Origin of the sequence: Moorena sp. SIO1G6, assembly GCF_010672795.1 — a bacterium.
Lineage (GTDB): Bacteria > Cyanobacteriota > Cyanobacteriia > Cyanobacteriales > Coleofasciculaceae > Moorena > Moorena producens.
This window is the reverse complement of sequence record NZ_JAAHFZ010000001.1, coordinates 451834-467444: the sequence shown is the minus strand read 5'-3', so window position 1 is coordinate 467444 and position 15611 is coordinate 451834. Positions and strand designations below refer to the sequence as shown.

At 43.5% G+C, this 15611-nt stretch carries 13 protein-coding genes; 8 read left to right on the top strand and 5 right to left on the bottom strand.

The genetic code is table 11. The features are described from left to right. Positions 1–214: 214 nt before the first annotated feature. The gene (locus tag F6K63_RS02120) at positions 215–3112 is read left to right on the top strand and encodes a hybrid sensor histidine kinase/response regulator (RefSeq protein ID WP_287310581.1); all 2898 of its coding nucleotides are present in this window, start codon (positions 215–217) and stop codon (positions 3110–3112) included. A 15-nt stretch (positions 3113–3127) separates the two neighbouring features. Here F6K63_RS02120 and ruvA read toward each other — a convergent pair whose 3' ends face one another. Next, positions 3128–3763, bottom strand: a complete 636-nt coding sequence (ruvA, locus tag F6K63_RS02115) for a Holliday junction branch migration protein RuvA (RefSeq protein WP_008191617.1) — start codon at positions 3761–3763, stop codon at positions 3128–3130. 415 nt (positions 3764–4178) lie between these two features. After that, positions 4179–4946 carry a sucrose-phosphate phosphatase gene (locus tag F6K63_RS02110; RefSeq protein ID WP_008191619.1) on the bottom strand — a complete coding sequence of 256 codons (768 nt, stop codon included), beginning with the start codon at positions 4944–4946 and terminating at the stop codon, positions 4179–4181. A gap of 453 nt (positions 4947–5399) precedes the next feature. Between F6K63_RS02110 and F6K63_RS02105 the strand changes: the two genes are divergently transcribed. Both F6K63_RS02105 and F6K63_RS02100 read left to right on the top strand, forming a co-directional pair. Further along, the gene (locus F6K63_RS02105) at positions 5400–5624 is read left to right on the top strand and encodes a hypothetical protein (RefSeq protein WP_131827029.1); all 225 of its coding nucleotides are present in this window, start codon (positions 5400–5402) and stop codon (positions 5622–5624) included. Positions 5625–5662: 38 nt separating this feature from the next. After that, complete coding sequence (locus F6K63_RS02100) at positions 5663–6487, top strand: MBL fold metallo-hydrolase (protein ID WP_287248284.1); 825 nt, start codon at positions 5663–5665, stop codon at positions 6485–6487. Between the two features lie 136 nt (positions 6488–6623). On the opposite strand, the gene F6K63_RS02095 is transcribed toward F6K63_RS02100, so the two are convergent. Then, positions 6624–7007 carry a DUF2780 domain-containing protein gene (locus F6K63_RS02095; RefSeq protein ID WP_008191623.1) on the bottom strand — a complete coding sequence of 128 codons (384 nt, stop codon included), beginning with the start codon at positions 7005–7007 and terminating at the stop codon, positions 6624–6626. 700 nt (positions 7008–7707) lie between these two features. On the opposite strand from F6K63_RS02095, the gene F6K63_RS37055 reads away from it, so the two are divergent. Then, positions 7708–8100, top strand: a complete 393-nt coding sequence (locus tag F6K63_RS37055) for a hypothetical protein (protein ID WP_353736720.1) — start codon at positions 7708–7710, stop codon at positions 8098–8100. A gap of 154 nt (positions 8101–8254) precedes the next feature. Here the strand turns inward: F6K63_RS37055 and F6K63_RS02085 are convergent, their stop codons facing one another. Beyond that, on the bottom strand, positions 8255–9943 hold the full coding sequence (locus F6K63_RS02085) for a potassium channel family protein (RefSeq protein WP_008191625.1): 1689 nt from the start codon (positions 9941–9943) through the stop codon (positions 8255–8257). 1421 nt (positions 9944–11364) lie between these two features. Between F6K63_RS02085 and F6K63_RS02080 the strand changes: the two genes are divergently transcribed. From F6K63_RS02080 to rbsK, 4 genes are all read left to right on the top strand, one after another. Next, positions 11365–11772: a thiol-disulfide oxidoreductase DCC family protein gene (locus tag F6K63_RS02080; RefSeq protein ID WP_008191629.1), complete on the top strand. Its 408-nt coding sequence runs from the start codon at positions 11365–11367 to the stop codon at positions 11770–11772. Positions 11773–12006: 234 nt separating this feature from the next. Continuing rightward, entirely contained in the window at positions 12007–12381 is a 375-nt protein-coding gene (ebsA, locus tag F6K63_RS02075) for a type IV pilus biogenesis protein EbsA (RefSeq protein WP_287310579.1), read from the top strand. 37 nt (positions 12382–12418) lie between these two features. Further along, positions 12419–13510, top strand: coding sequence for a phosphotransacetylase family protein (locus F6K63_RS02070; protein WP_287310577.1), 1092 nt, complete (start codon positions 12419–12421; stop codon positions 13508–13510). 337 nt (positions 13511–13847) lie between these two features. Then, on the top strand, positions 13848–14777 hold the full coding sequence (rbsK, locus tag F6K63_RS02065; RefSeq protein WP_008191635.1) for a ribokinase: 930 nt from the start codon (positions 13848–13850) through the stop codon (positions 14775–14777). A gap of 215 nt (positions 14778–14992) precedes the next feature. On the opposite strand, the gene F6K63_RS02060 is transcribed toward rbsK, so the two are convergent. Then, a complete protein-coding gene (locus F6K63_RS02060; protein WP_287310576.1) occupies positions 14993–15556 on the bottom strand; it encodes a Uma2 family endonuclease in 564 nt (187 codons plus the stop codon). Between the last annotated feature and the right edge of the window lie 55 nt (positions 15557–15611).

Genomic DNA, 15611 nt, shown 5'->3' with positions numbered 1-15611 from the left:
TCTTGCAAAAATATTTTGAGTTAGAATAATAGTTTTGGTAAAAATTATGTAGATTGTGTGTACTAGGCTTATACACAAACAAAGTACAAAGTAAGTTTGTTAGTCTTAAGCGATCGCTAACTCGAAAATTACCAAACTACTGATTATACCACGAAAAACTTTTGCAAGAGGTCTATTAGCCCATAACCAATGACAACAGCTCAACCGCTAAATCATGGACGAGATTATCAGACTACTGATCGTAGAGGATGATCAAGTTAACTGCAAAGCCATAATTAAAGCTCTTAACAGAGGGGGTATACCCGTAAAAATAGCTGTTGCAGTTGACAGCAAAAGCGCTAGGTCGATCATCGCATCACGCTGCGCTAACTCTAGCCTTACCCAACCGAGTTTGGACTGCATTCTATTGGACTATCACTTACCGGATGGGGACGGATTGACTCTGGTTAAAGAAATCCGTGATGCTGGCATTGAAGTCCCTGTGATTGTGTTGAGTGACCAGGGGAACGAGCAAATTAACGAGCAAATTGCGGTTGAGCTGATGAAATCTGGAGCATCGGACTATCTGACCAAAAACCAAATCTCACCAGAAAATCTCTTACGTAGCCTCTCTAATGCAGTTCGCCTCTACCGCGCAGAACGGGAAGCAGCTGTAGCTCATCAGCGACTGAAAGAAAGCGAAGAACGCTACCGCTTGGTGCTAGAAGGTTCCAATGACGGGATCTGGGACTGGAACCTGATCACTAAACAACTGTATTGTAATGACCGCTTCTATGAACTTACTGGCTTGTCGCCTGAACAGATAGGGAAGTACCACCATAACTTTTCCCCTGATGTGTTATTTAATTTACTAAATTGCTCAGATCTACTCAAAGTTACTAAGGCGGTGGCTAGTTACCAACAAGATTACCTTGAACTGGATGTAGAATTTAACCTACCCTGTGCTTTTGGAGAAGATCGCTACTGTACTGCTCGTGGCAAAGCCCAGTTGAATGATCAAGGAGTACCATTCCGGATGTCTGGTGTAATTACTGATATTACTGAGCAGAAGCGAGCAGAAGAATCCCAGCGATTTCTGGCGGAGGCTTCTGCTGTACTTTCAGCTTCCCTCGATTACCAGACTACATTGGACAACCTAGTGCAGCTGGTAATCCCTCGCTTTGCTGATTGGTGTGCTATTGATGTGGTATCGGGAGTTGATAGCTATGATACTCCCCAGTCTTACCAGCGCCTTGCCGTTGCCCATGTTAACCCAGAGCAAGAGCAGTTGATTTGGGAACTGCACCGTTGCTACCCTGCCCAGGGGGATGAAGACTATGGCAACGGCAAGGTTTTACGTACAGGTTGTACGGATGCCTATTTTGAGGTTTCTGATCAATTCCTAAGTGCTGCTGCTGATGATCCTGACCATCTCAGAATGTTACAGGCACTGAAAATTAAGTGTTACATTTGTGTACCTTTACGAATGGGTTCACAAATCTTGGGCTCAATTTGGTTTGTCAGGAGTGATTCAGGTCGCCGCTACAATGAGATCGATGTCAAGTTGGCTGAGGATTTAGCTAGTCGCGCTGCCCTAGCCACTGAAAATGCGCGGTTATACCGAGAGGCAAACCAGGCGAGTGATGATCTCAGGCAGGTAATTACCATTCTCAATGAACAGCAAAAGCAATTGAGAACCCTACACCAGTTGACTAATCTCCTCAATCAACGGCTGACTAACCTTCCAAATCTGTTGCAAGAGATGGTATCGGAGGTAGTTAAAGCGATTGCTGGGGTTGAATTTTGTTTCATCATTCTCAATAATTCTCTTGGTAACTCTGAAGTCTTAAGGGTTATTGAGGGAATTGATACACAAAAGTTCCAGTGGGAAGACATCTTGCCCCTTGAGCAAGGGTTACTCTCTCAAGTCTTTTTAACTGGAACATCTGAGTTAATTCAGCGCAAGGGTTGGGATTCGCGGCATCCGGAAGAGGAAGTACCTACAGCTATTTACGCTGTGGCGATTGAGTCTGTGCAAGCAGGACCCTTGGGAGTACTAGCTATTGGCAATTGGGAAGACCCAGAGGCATTAGACCAATCAGGTCGGAATCTGCTAGCAGCAGTGGGTGAACAAGCTGCGATCGCAATTGATAATGCTCGCATGATTAATGAACAAGCTGCGATCGCAATTGATAATGCTCGCATGATTAAAGCCTTAGAGGAGCAAGAAGCACGTTTAGAGTGTCAGAACAGTATGCTGGCTCGCCAGAATCGGGAACTGGAAAGGAGAGATGCATCCCTCAAGCTACAGAACCTGCAATTGTTGGAAGCAGCACGGTTGAAATCCCAGTTTGTTTCTACGATATCCCATGAGTTACGAACTCCCATGAATGCCATTATTGGCTTTTCCCAGCTTCTATTGCGTCAGCGTCAGGGCTCCTTGACTCACCAACAAGCAGATATAATGGAGCGCATTGTCAATAATGCTCAACATCTACTGACTCTGATTAAGGATATGATTGACCTGTCCAAAATTGAGGCAGTTTGTCTGGAGTTAACCTTGGAAAGTTTGCATTTGGACAGGTTGATCAAAGAAACCATCAATGAATTCCGTTGTCTAGCCGCTCAGAAGGACTTAGGGTTGTATATCCAAACCAATTTAAAAAATCCGATCGTAATCAATGATAGCCTCCGCCTGCGGCAGATTTTGGTCAATCTGGTTTCCAATGGGATTAAGTTTACCGAAATGGGCAGGGTAGAGGTGGTAGTCAAGGAAATTTCCACCGACTGGCTGATGCTCACTGTTAGGGATACGGGAATTGGAATTGCCGAGAATCACTTAGAGCATATTTTTGAGGAGTTCCAACAAATTGATCAAACTACAACTCGCAAGTACTCGGGTACCGGCTTAGGACTGGCCATTACAGAATCTTTAGTCAAGTTGATGCAAGGAACGATTACGGTAGAGAGTAAGCTGGGTAAGGGGTCTACCTTCCATGTCAAGTTTCCTAGACGAGTAAAAGCTTCTACTGGCGATTGTCATGATTGCGATCTACCACAATCTAAAACCCTAGGTTGTTCGTTTTTGCCCCAGACTCTTCAAGGATTTCGTGCTCGAAGGGTAATTTATTAGCCTATAGGAAAATCATCAGCGACTCAACCAAGCGATCGCTTCTCGAATCCAATCTTCCGCATTCTTACTTTTAGCGACCTGAGTATCCTCACTAATAGCATGGAGTGCTTGAGCGATTTCATCATTTTCATATCCCAAAGCTAACAGGGTCATCTCCACATCTTCCTGAATCCCTGGTGAGAGTCCATTAGCAGATAGTGGGGACTCTACCTCCGATACCTTATGCCATTGAGCCAACTTTGTTTTCAGTTCTAGAGCAATGCGTTCAGCGGTTTTGCTACCCACACCAGGGGTTTTGGATAAGGCACGAATATTACCTGTAACAATCGCTTGGACTAAATTTGGCAATCCCAAGGTGTCCAGTAGTGCGATCGCTAATTGAGCACCAATACCGTTGACACTAACTAATTGACGAAACAAATCCCGCTCAGCGGCTGAAGCAAAACCGTATAGCACCTGTTGCTCCTCCCGGATTTGCAAATGGGTGAAGATTTGCACGGTTTTTTCCGATAAAGCTACGGGCAACTCCTGGGACAAACGGCGAGTGATTTGTATTTCATACCCAATGTAGTTTACATCTAGAATCAGAGTGACCCGATTACCAGTGCTTTTTTGAATGCTAGCTACTGTCCCCTTGAGATAGCTGATCATTAGTTGAAGGTTTAAGGTTTAAGGTTGAAGGTTTAAGGTTGAAGGTTTAAGGTTGAAGCTTGCTTAAAGGTTGGTTAAAGGTTGAAGGTTGGTTTAAGCTTGGTTTAAGGTTGTACTCCACCACGAAAATAGTGAAGGATAGTTGAGAGCATAACTTGCAACTTACCAACCTGCAACTTGTAACTCGATTAACCTACAACTTGTAACTCGATTAACCTACAACTTGTAACTCGATTAACCTACAACTTGTAACTCGATTAACCTACAACTTGTAACTCGATTAACCTGCAACTTGTAACTCGATTAACCTGCAACCTACCAACCTGCAACTTGTAACTCGATTAACCTGCAACCTACCAACCTGCAAGTTGTAACTCGATTAACCTGCAACTTTTAACTATTAACTATTTCTTATTTATTGGCGATCATTACTGACAAAAAAGCTAAAATAACTTAAACCTTCTATTATACCACCTGCACAGTGAGCTTGAGCCAGGTAATGGTAATCTGCTGAGTTGTTTTCGTACCACTTGCGAAGTTCTGGTCGGGCGTTACCCACTATAATTCCTCGGGAAAAGCCAACGCTAAATAAGGCAATGTCATTTCCTGAGTCGCCACAAACCACTGTCCGTTCCGGCTCAATTCCCCACTGTTGCCGTAAAAATTCTACCGCTAGACCTTTATCGCTATTGCTGGGTAGAATGTCTAAGTCTTTCCCACCACTATAGATCAACTTGAAATTAAGACCCCTTCCTTGAAGCTGAGATTCCAGTTGAGGTAGCACCCTCAAAGCTGCTTCTTCCGTCAGGTGATAGCTGACTTTAAAGGGACGTTGTTCTGATTCTACTTGAGGAATTAAGTCAGGATATTGGGCAGCCGTTTCCACAATCATTTCCCGATCCCAGCCTTCAGATAACTTGGACGACCAGTCTGGATTGGGTGTATCTTGGCCATCATTATCATAAATTTCTGTACCCACAGAGGTGATCAGAGCATCTGGATCAAGAAGTGGCTTCTCGGCTTTCAGCTGGTGGTAGGAACTATGGGATCGCCCTGTAGCATAAACGATTCTTGTACCATGTTCTTGGCGATGCTGACTTAGCAGAGGGTTCAGTTTAAGCAGAGCCTCATCATCCCCTACTAGAGTATTGTCAAGGTCAGTTACAAACAGAAATTTAGTCACGAGATGCTAAGAGGTTCGGGTATTGCCTTATTGTCCTACATAAGTTGGGTTAAAACATAGTTGGGTTAAAAATGCGCTTTGGTTAATCGCGCTTTAGCTACAATTGAATTAGCTATATCCCCTGGTAGCAAGCGCAATCCCTATGACGAACGAGAGTTAGACAGTTATGGCTCATCTCAACCAACGCCGCGCTCAAAATATCACTGGTGACTTTTACCAAAAAAATGGGTAATCGCGCCCCGTCCTTCTAGGACGGCTTTTAAGTTGACGCTTATCTAGCGCCAGGTTATAATTAAAATATAGGGTACAGGCTGAAAAACCGTAGGCTGAGCCGGGAGAGAGACCCGTAACTTATCGACCTTAAAGTAGTAATGCCCGGAGGGTAGGGAATCTCCTCCTTAAAAACCCAATCATCAATTAACAGTTGGTGTGTGAACCCAGAAGAATCACACTTTGAAAAAAAAACGGTACGGTGGGGCACACCGGAACCAAACGAAAGGAAGAGAAACAGACTTTTTAAGGCACTTCCAAAGAGTAGTTAAACGCCTAAGGAGAACTGCCCTCTGGGTCTATGGTGAATTAACTAGGAATTTAGTCTTAACGGATTCTCGGTTGAGTATTGTCTTGTTTTTGGCGGCGTCAAAGATGAGAACTCCATGGTTTAAGGCGGCTCGTTGATCTAGGAATCCCCGCGCCTAAAGGCCGGGGAGTGTCAAGTGGATAGCAGCTGTATTGATTGTGATGCCTGCCGTTGGATGACTCCGGAAGTGTTTCATCGTGCTGATCACCAGTCTGCAGTTTATCATCAACCTGCTAATGATACAGAACGCTTGAGAGCTCTTCAAGCCCTATTATCTTGTCCCACCTCTTCTATTGGTACTGTTGAGAAACCTAAAGACATTAAAGACGCTCAGCATAGTTTCCCCATCCCAGTAGCAGAAAATGTCTACCATTGCGGCTACCATTCAGAAAACTCCTACGGTGCTGCTAGCTACCTTATCCAACGCCCCCAAGGCAATATTTTAATCGATTCTCCTTGCTTTACACCACCACTAGTCAAACGTCTAGAGGCAATGGGTGGGATTCGTTACATGTTCCTGACCCATCGGGATGATGTGGCAGATCATCACAAGTACAGACAGCATTTCCAGTGCGAACGCATTTTGCATAGAGATGACATTACCACTGATACCCGTGATGTGGAAATTCAGCTCACTACTTCTAAGCCTTATCCCTTAGACAAGGATCTGTTGATTATCCCCGTTCCTGGTCACACCAAAGGTCACACGGTTCTACTGTACAATAACAAATTTCTCTTCACGGGTGACCATCTTGCTTGGTCTGATCAACTTCAGCAACTGATTGCCTTTCGTCGCTACTGCTTCTACTCCTGGAAGGAATTAATCAAGTCAATGGAGAGGTTAACCAACTACTTGTTCGAGTGGGTATTACCAGGACATGGACGCCGGTATCATACTGATGCTCAGACTATGCAAGATCAGCTGAACCAGTGTCTTGTCTGGATGAAGCATCAAGGATGAAGCATCAAGGATGAAATTAAGTGACCACCTAAAACATTCTCCCTCATCCCTTTGATGCCCCTACTTTGGGAAAACATACCCAAGTCTTGGGTTGATCCCTCATTACCATCACATATCAGCCATCCAATCAATCGCTCTAGCTCAAGACTTTTGCCAAAAGGTTTTTGATCTCGTCCCCACCTTGGTTTTGAACGAAAGAGAGGACTATCGGTAGAAATTTGGAAATCATCCCACTATCCATGCCTAGTTGAGAAAAACCTGCTGCCAGGGTAGCTAGAGTGCCTAATTGTCCAACGCCACCACCCATTGATGCCGCTAATCCTCCCAAGGCTCCCATCATGCCACCACTTTTTGGTGCTGCTTGGAGCAAATCATTTATTCCTGGAATAGATTGCAGTACTGGGGCAAAACTCTCATCTCCCAGCTTGTCCTTGGCCAGTTGGAAAATAAGTCCAGCTCCGCCTTGGGCTTGATTCTCTTGCACTCCCAGGTTTTCGGTTAACAGTTGAATCAGTTCCATAGATGCTCTCTTATTCGATTGCTATATCGTTGCCGCCTTAATTTAACATCGGATAGCAAAAATAATCATTTATTTACATTTTTTTAACATAGTTATCTATCACTATTTATATTTTATCTTTTTGAACACAATCCATAACAATCCATAACATTTATACACAACTAGTAACTTATAGCAACTTATAGCAACTTATAGCAGTAAGTCCCTTTTTGGGCTATAAGCTAGGTGAATTTAAGGGTTAAGGAAATTAACAAAAAATTAATTATTAATCTATAGCAATGGGATCGGATTCGTGAACAGTAACAGGTTTTATAGGGCTACGCGCAAGTCAGAAGTTAGAAGTCAGAAGTCAAAGGTGCGCTTTCCGTTCTCCGTAGGAGACGCGGGGCGCGTTCGGCGAATTAAATTCGCCACGGGTCGCACCTAAAAGTAAGCTATGACTAAGTTTCGGAGTTTAGGAATGTCAAACATCTGAATGCGTAGTGCTATACTCAGGATTCAGGAACGATCCGACTCAGGGCGATTTTAAAGAAAAAATTGCTAGATTACATTTGTTAGATTACATTTGATTACAGGAAACCGCTGCAATCTTAACTAAATTACTAAAAAATCTAAAGTATTGATAATATAAATAAAATATCGCTCTTAAGCTGAATAATTGTTTTCCAAGTTACGTAAAATAAAATCCAGATAAAAGACTTTGACCTATCTGGAGGTTTCTATGGTCAGCTACGCATCACCAATGGGAATGGGAGTTAAGTTAACAGCTAACCCAGGGGATAGGATTGCCACTGAACCCCAAACTATTGAGGAAAAAGCGAAGCAGGTTGCTGTGGATACGATTGATATTACAGGGGATCACATCAAAGTTCCCACTTACTTTGTCGTGAAATACCCTGATGGTGAAACCAAGGCACTACACCATGTGAAGGATGCTGAAGCAATTTCCGATGTGATTCGGCAAATGCAACTGCAGCAAAAAGAGTGGCCTCAAGAATCAGAGGAAGTTAAACATTGGTTAAACTTACCTGGTATGCTTCTGATATTGGCTGGTTTCTTAATCACTTCCATTGTCCTAGTCGGTATTTTCTAGCTACCCTAATCCTGCACGAGTAATCATGGATAATGAGTGATGAATGATCAACCTTAGACTATAGCTAGGGTTTTATCATTCATCCTTCATCGTCGATAATTTCCAGATTAGATCCCATGGCTTCGATTTAGATCCCATGGCTTCCATTTTTAACTCACATCACCATCATTTGAGGCGGTGTTGTGCGCCACAATTGCTCTAAACCAACTGCTGGCATAGTTAGATACAAAAGATCACCAGCGGCTAGGTTAATTTCCAATAAATCCCAGCCATGAATCGTTTGATACTTCGTTTCAAGATACAGTGGCACAAAGTCAGCGGATCTGGCAGCATCTTTAACACGGCGTCCACAGAAGGGATGATCGGTGGTAATCTTAGTGGCTAAGGCAACCCAAAGCGTATCACCAATCATACCATTGCCTAACACTTGTCCACCTAATGCTGCAGCTGCAAAAGAAGGAGTGGCTAATTCTGTGGGAGAGAATACTGCTTCAAATTCAAATACTTGCTGTACCATGTGGGAAAAGTGGGGGTCTTGATTGCGGACAACCACTGACAATTTAGAAGCTAGACTTTTGGCACTTAGAGCAATTTCTAAATTGGCTGTATCATCACTCGTAACTGCTAAAAGGGCTTCTGCTCGTTGGATGTGTGCTGCTGTGAGTGTAGCAGGTAAACTGGCATCTCCGTGAATGACTGCAATACCTAGAGAACGAACAATGTTCAGGAAACGATTGTTGGGGTTACTTTCAATCACCACCAATTCATGGCCTTGGGCATGAAGTTGGTAGAGGATTTGGACTCCTACATTTCCCAGTCCACATACAACATAGTGATTTCTGTAGGGAACTCTCGCCGCATCCCAAAACTGTTTGAGTCGGGTACCTAAAACAAAATCGTTTAGTAGAGCATAGCAAATGCCAATCACACCAGCCCCTACTAACATCATCACAGCAGTAAATACCTTAATAGTGTCCGGGGACTTTTCTGCTACTTCTTCTTGACCACCAGCACCGGTAATCATACCCACAGAAAAATATAGAGCATCAACAATAGAGGTTTCTAAGTTGACACACACATAAGTCAATGTGGCCGTAAAAATTATCAGGAGTAGGAAAAGGGTCACTACTAACATTGGTTGAGCATGATGCTGAAACTGTTGTAAGTTTGTGAAGACTTTCAGCAGTTTCTGTAGCCAGGATTGGCGTTTAGGACGAAACCGAGGCTGAGTACCAATAATTAAGCGATCGCCAGGTTGTAACTGTTTGCCCTGAGCTACTGCGGAAACTAAATCTAAGTTCGAGTCCATCGGTAGGTAGTAGATCAACATTCGTGATCGCTCATCCCACAGGTCACTCAACTGTGTTCCCATCCAAGGGTGGCTTTCGGTGATAATTTCTTCGTGTATCGGCCAGGTTTGATTGTATAGCTTGAGTTGCCCAATGGCTCGATTCCCCATTGCTGCGAAGGCAAATACCGGTGCTGCTAGAGAAGAAACACTCATGCTGACATGATCGGGTAGGGTCTGATCTAAACGAGTACCCAGGCTGGTATTAAACAATCGGTTAACGATCCGAATCCGGGGATTAATCACTCGTGCCTGAGTCAGGATTGCCAGATTGAGAGCATCGTCATTACAGGCCAGAACCAGGGTTTGGGCATGTTCGAGTCCAGCTGCAAGTAGGGTAGAAATAGCCCGCAAGTCTCCAATAATAATATTGTTTTCGTCACCAGGCATTATTCTGTTGCTGATGCCAACAACAGCTACTCCCTGCTGCTTCAGTAAGCGGAATATTTTGTATCCAGTGCGACCCAAGCCACAGATAATGATGCGGGGTTTCATGTGTCAAGCTTGTTGACCGAAATAATTTTTGTCGTTTTGCATCTAGCTAAGTGTTCTTTTACAATTCTTATCCAAGATAGCTCAAAGAAATGTAGCGGAAGACACTGCTGCTAGTTAGAAAGGGTAAAATCTCCCCGCTTAAGCCATTCCGGTAAGCTGCTGACCCTCTAATTTGCCTATTTCAGTAGGGTGATCAGGAGATGGGGCAACGGATGGGTTAACAGATGTAACGGATGGGGGGATAAGGGCATGGGGGTGCCGGAAAGCCTGTAATTTGAATAGGCATTAGTTGAATAGGACTTAGACATTATGATATATTGATTTATTAAGCACAAAATCAATATAGTTCTAAGCTGTCGCGGATTTAAATTGTATAGCTTTGAGTAAGCTCGAAAAACTGATTAACCCTATGCCCTGCTGCTCTGGTTCCCTGCCCCCTTGCCGATTCAATATATAAAATAAAATTAAATATATAGATCTATAAATTAGATGTAGATGCCTCACAGCTGATCACTCCCTCACCCCCTCACCCCCTGATCCCTTCATTTTCAAAGGAACTGGCTACAAATATCTACCAAGGTGTACTAGGAATGGGGCAGCCTCTCAATGGCTGGAAGCGTGTATTGACTTAATAGGGCAACCTCCTGCTCGTATATGAACTCGCTGTAGTCAGCTAGATTGTCCAGCCCCAGAAAGTTGAGGATGATCTCAGCTGCTAGCCAAATCGCTATTCTAACCAATAACTGCCGCCATCGTATTATCATTGCATCAGACCTCCTGACTATAGGTGAGGGAGGTTAGGTTTATGGTTGTGATAATCTGTTCAATTTAGTTATCAGCCTCAATTTTGTCTTTTATGCGACCGAAACCAGCAATTCCGTCCCGGTGCGCTTACAGTCGTCGAATTTAATTTGCCACAGGTCGCACCGCTGCCCGAGATAACTTGACCGTTTACTTCCCCCTACTGCATTTTGCCGAAAAACCTGAGGAAGCTAGTTACAGTGTCAAATACTGATGTGGGTAATTGTGTTGGCAAAATGTAAAATTTATGTTTATGAGCTAGTAGTCTGTCAATTTAGTTTTGAGGGTAATGGTGGGACGATGTTAGGTGGCACGGTGTTAGCTCAAAAGTCTTCATACCTGATCCAAGCGTGCGATCGCGCCCTTCATCCAAGCGTGCTATCATGCCTAAATCCTGCCCGGTGCGCTTACAGTTGTCGAATTAAATTCGCTATTTGTGCGTTTTCCAATGGTCGGGGAACCCGGCCTTTGGTCGCGCCTTCGGGTCGCACCGCTTGGTGAAAGCTTAAATTCAAACTTGACAGGGCACTAGCCGCAATGTTTAGGACTACTGTAGTAGTCCTAAATACGGTTATAAGCTACTTTGGGGCAGATAAACTAGGATTTAGGAAAGAAGCTGAATGGGATATCACGTTATTTACGATGGCGATTGTAATCTTTGTGTCACTCTGGTACAGCTACTAGAAAATCTGGATCAGGGCAAGCTATTTGATTACATACCGATGCAGGATAAAGAAGCTTGCGGCAAATTACAGGTAACACCTCTCGAGTGTGAGATGGGTATGATTTTGATCGATGCTTCTTCTGATGATTGCCGATGGCAAGGAAGTGATGCCGCTGAAGAGATTGGGCGTCTATTGCCATTGGGTAATATCTTTGTATCCGCTTATCGGGCAATGCCTGGGGTGAAGTCGGTAGGCGATCAGGTTTACGAGCAGATTCGGGATAATCGTTACAGTTGGTTTGGTAAGCGTTCTACTACGTATAAATCGGTTTATCCAGTAGGTTGCAAGGCTAATCCCAGTTGAGGCTAGACTAGAGACTCAATCAACTTTTATCAGCTAACAATTAATTATAAACACATCAGCCCCTATTATAAACTGTGGGGATAAGCTGAACCTATAGTAAAGTTCAATGTAATGTATTAGAATATTTATTTTCCTGGACTGATAATCTGACCTTGATGGGTTTTCCATCACGGAGATTGACCCATAGGAATAGTTAAATCACTACCATAAACGGCAATTGAGCAATATTCAGCCATGTCGATCGAAAAACTTAAGCCTGCTGACAAAGGAGCTGTCGGGATTTATGTGCCCTACTACCAGGGTAATAAACGCAATCTTTTACCTATAGCAATTAGCCTCTACCAAAAAGGGTCTTTGGAAGGTAGTCGCCACATAGAAGGCGGTGATAGTATTCCCTTCGTTGCTACTTGGTTTGTATCTAATCTTCCTTCGGAACTAACTCGTTGCCGATTACAGTTTGATGGTAACGCGGATCTCAGTTACGAACTCACTATGCAAAATTCTGAGTTTGTGAATTACTTAATCGAAGTGATTATGAACTTTAAGCGATCGCGCATAACGGATTTTTCCAAGGCATTCTACCGCAAACTGCTACGCATTGATGAATAAACAACCAGTTTTATAGTTATAGGAGTGTAAATAAGGGGTGTCAAAATCCGCTAAGTATTTACTAATTGGGTCAACAGAAGCTTACAGCGGTAAGTCAGCAACGATCCTGGGAATTGCCGATCAACTCCAAGCAAAAGGGATAACGATTGCCTACTGTAAACCACTGGGTACCTTTTTGAGTAGCAATCAAGGGTCAACGATAGAGGAAGATGTCCAGTTTATCACTGAGATACTTAAGTTGCCGGAGAACATGGTGCGATCGCCTTTGCTGTTTATGGATGCTCAAACCATTGAAAAACGCTTGGGAGGACAAGACTCAACAGATTACCGTCAGTCTCTTCAAGACTATCTCCAACCACTAAGTAGTGATGTAATTTTGGTGGAAGGAGCAGGAACCTTGAGTGCGGGGACTCTGTTTAACTTATCATTACCAAAAGTTGCTCAGACAATTGATGCTGCTGTCTTGTTGGTGGCTCGTTTTCACTCGGTTTTACTAGCAGATGCGTTGTTATTTGCTAAGCAACGTCTGGGAGAAAGCTTACTGGGAGTTTTAATTAATGATATTCCCCAAAACAAGCTATCAAGGGTAAAAACAACATTGAAACCGTTTCTGGAACGGCAAGGAATCCCAGTATTGGGAATGATGCCTAGAAATAATCTGTTGCGCAGTGTTAGTGTTCGGGAACTGGTACGTCAGTTGCAAGCTAATGTGCTATGCTGCCCTGACCGTTTGGATTTGATGGTGGAAAGCTTGACCATTGGGGCGATGAATGTCAATGCTGCTCTGAAGTATCTACGCAAGGGCGTTAATATGGCGGTGGTGACCGGAGGCGATCGCCCAGACCTTCAGATGGCTGCTCTAGAAACCTCAACCCACTGTTTAATCCTTACCGGTCAAGTTCAGCCTCAATCAGTTATTCTCAGACGTGCTGAAGAGTTTGAAATTCCAGTACTTTCCGTTGATTTAGACACCCTCACTACTGTTGAGATTATTGACAATTCTTTTGGTCAAGTACATCTCCATGAAGCAATTAAGGTGGAGTGTATGCAACAGATGATGAATGAATATTTCGATATTGAGCAGTTGATAAAGCTCCTTGAATTGAAACCATATAAACCAGATTTATAAATGCATTATTTTAAGGTTGAAAGGTTATAATGTTGTTCGCAATTTGGATTAGATTAGGGGAGGTTGGCAGGTTTTAAACTTGTCAGTTTTTCAGGTTAAAGGTTGTCATTTTTAAGTTTAAAACGTTCAATTTTAACCTTACTCAACAAATTGTAACTCTGTTTAAGGTAACTCTATTAAATTAAATAGGAAACCAATTATGGTTGTTGTTACCATTAATCTTGAAGGTGGTCAGGTTATAATGTTGAAGGTTAAAACGTTCAACGTTCAACGTTCAACTTGCTTGCCTTGTAACTCTTTTCAACTTTAAACTTGCTAAGTTGTAATTCTGTTAACTATGAAACCAGTTATTGTTTTCGGTAGTATCAATATGGATTTGGTAGCCAAAACTCCCCGGTTACCAGTTCCAGGTGAAACACTACAAGGCCATGAATTTTTTACTGCTCCTGGTGGGAAAGGGGCTAATCAAGCTGTGGCGGTGGCACGGTTGGGTATCCCCACTAAAATGGTGGCCCGCATCGGTAGTGATGATTTTGGAACTCAGCTACACCACAGTCTAGGGGTAACGGGTGTTGACACTGATAGCGTTTTGGTTGAGGAGGGGGTCAGTTCTGGGATTGCAGTGATTTCCGTGGATCAGGCTGGGGAGAATACCATTATTTTCTTGGCTGGTGCTAATGGGCATGTTAATGAAACTGATGTGGAACGCCTCAGTAGTTTGTTGCCAGAAGCCGCTGTTTTATTGATGCAGTTGGAGATTCCCATGTCCGTGGTGCTCTTAGCAGCAGCGGCAGCTCAGAAAGTGGGTTGTCCAGTGATTCTTGACCCAGCACCAGCTCAGGAGTTGCCAGAGGAACTGTATGGCATGGTGAATATTATGACACCGAATCAGTTGGAAGCCTCTGTACTAGTGGATTTTCCTGTGGATACCATAGAGTCAGCCAAGAACGCATCGGAAGTACTGTTGCAACGAAGTGTGGATACGGTGATTGTGACCTTAGGAGAGCAGGGGGTTTTCTGTGCCACTGGTTCTGAATCGTTCTTCGTCCCTGCTTTTTCTGTTGATGCTGTGGATACTGTGGCGGCTGGAGATGCGTTTAATGGTGCAATGGCTGTGGCAATAGCCAAAGGGTTACCCTTGCGGCAAGCGGTAGTATGGGGAGCTGCAGCTGGGGCGCTTGCTGTTACTAAGGCTGGGGCTCAGCCCTCTTTGCCTGATCAAGAGACATTCAATGCCTTTCTCACAGAAGTAGGTATTAGGTATTAGGTATTAGCTATGATAGCATGATAGTCTTAGATATTACATATTAGATATTAATTTTTAGATATTAGTGATTGGTAATAGATCATTTACCCGGAGTTGGCTAGTATTGTAAATCCTGATTGTGGATCTAAATATTATTACTAATTAATCCAGTTTGAGCAAATTATTGAGGTTTGGTAGTACGTTTATCTAAAAAATCAGCCCTTAAGCACTCACTACTATACAGTAACATCCTCATAAATTAAGGAGATGGGACAACTAAAATCAATGCTGGTCAAGTGAATTTCGTCTCCGTCTGTGTAGGGATTGAGTTCCCATTTCCCTTGTGGATTGCGCCGGAAGCACTCGATAGTGATCTGTTGAGTATCAATCAAAAGGTATTCTTGTAAGGTTTTGATGCGGCGATAGTTAGCAAATTTGCGACCTCGGTCAAAGGCTTCAGTGGAGGGAGAGAGTACTTCCGCAATCAGACAGGGATGATAAATGACTTTGAGCCGATTGCTGTCTCGTTGATCGCAGGTTACCATGACATCCGGGTAGTGAAAAGGTCCTTTTTCTGATACACCCACTTTGACACTAAAGATAAAAGGACGACACGAACCTCCCCGTAGATGGCTTTTTAAGGCAGTCGCAAGATTCAGAGCAATGGTTCCGTGGGGAATAGTTCCCCCAGTCATAGCATAGACTTCGCCGTCGATGTATTCATAGTTGAGTTCTTGCTTTTCCTCCCAGTCTAGATAAGCTTCGGGAGTCATGTATTCTCCCTGATAAGAAGCAACCATAACCACCTCACTTATTGAGTGATGTCTTTTATGTCCTGTTTTGGAGCTAGTTGAG

Coding starts and splice junctions, on each gene's coding strand:
- F6K63_RS02120 (WP_287310581.1), top strand. CDS start 215: ATGGACGAGATTATCAGACTACTGATCGTAGAGGATGATCAAGTTAAC.
- ruvA (WP_008191617.1), bottom strand. CDS start 3,763: ATGATCAGCTATCTCAAGGGGACAGTAGCTAGCATTCAAAAAAGCACT.
- F6K63_RS02095 (WP_008191623.1), bottom strand. CDS start 7,007: ATGGAACTGATTCAACTGTTAACCGAAAACCTGGGAGTGCAAGAGAAT.
- F6K63_RS02085 (WP_008191625.1), bottom strand. CDS start 9,943: ATGAAACCCCGCATCATTATCTGTGGCTTGGGTCGCACTGGATACAAA.
- F6K63_RS02080 (WP_008191629.1), top strand. CDS start 11,365: ATGGGATATCACGTTATTTACGATGGCGATTGTAATCTTTGTGTCACT.
- ebsA (WP_287310579.1), top strand. CDS start 12,007: ATGTCGATCGAAAAACTTAAGCCTGCTGACAAAGGAGCTGTCGGGATT.
- rbsK (WP_008191635.1), top strand. CDS start 13,848: ATGAAACCAGTTATTGTTTTCGGTAGTATCAATATGGATTTGGTAGCC.
- F6K63_RS02060 (WP_287310576.1), bottom strand. CDS start 15,556: ATGGTTGCTTCTTATCAGGGAGAATACATGACTCCCGAAGCTTATCTA.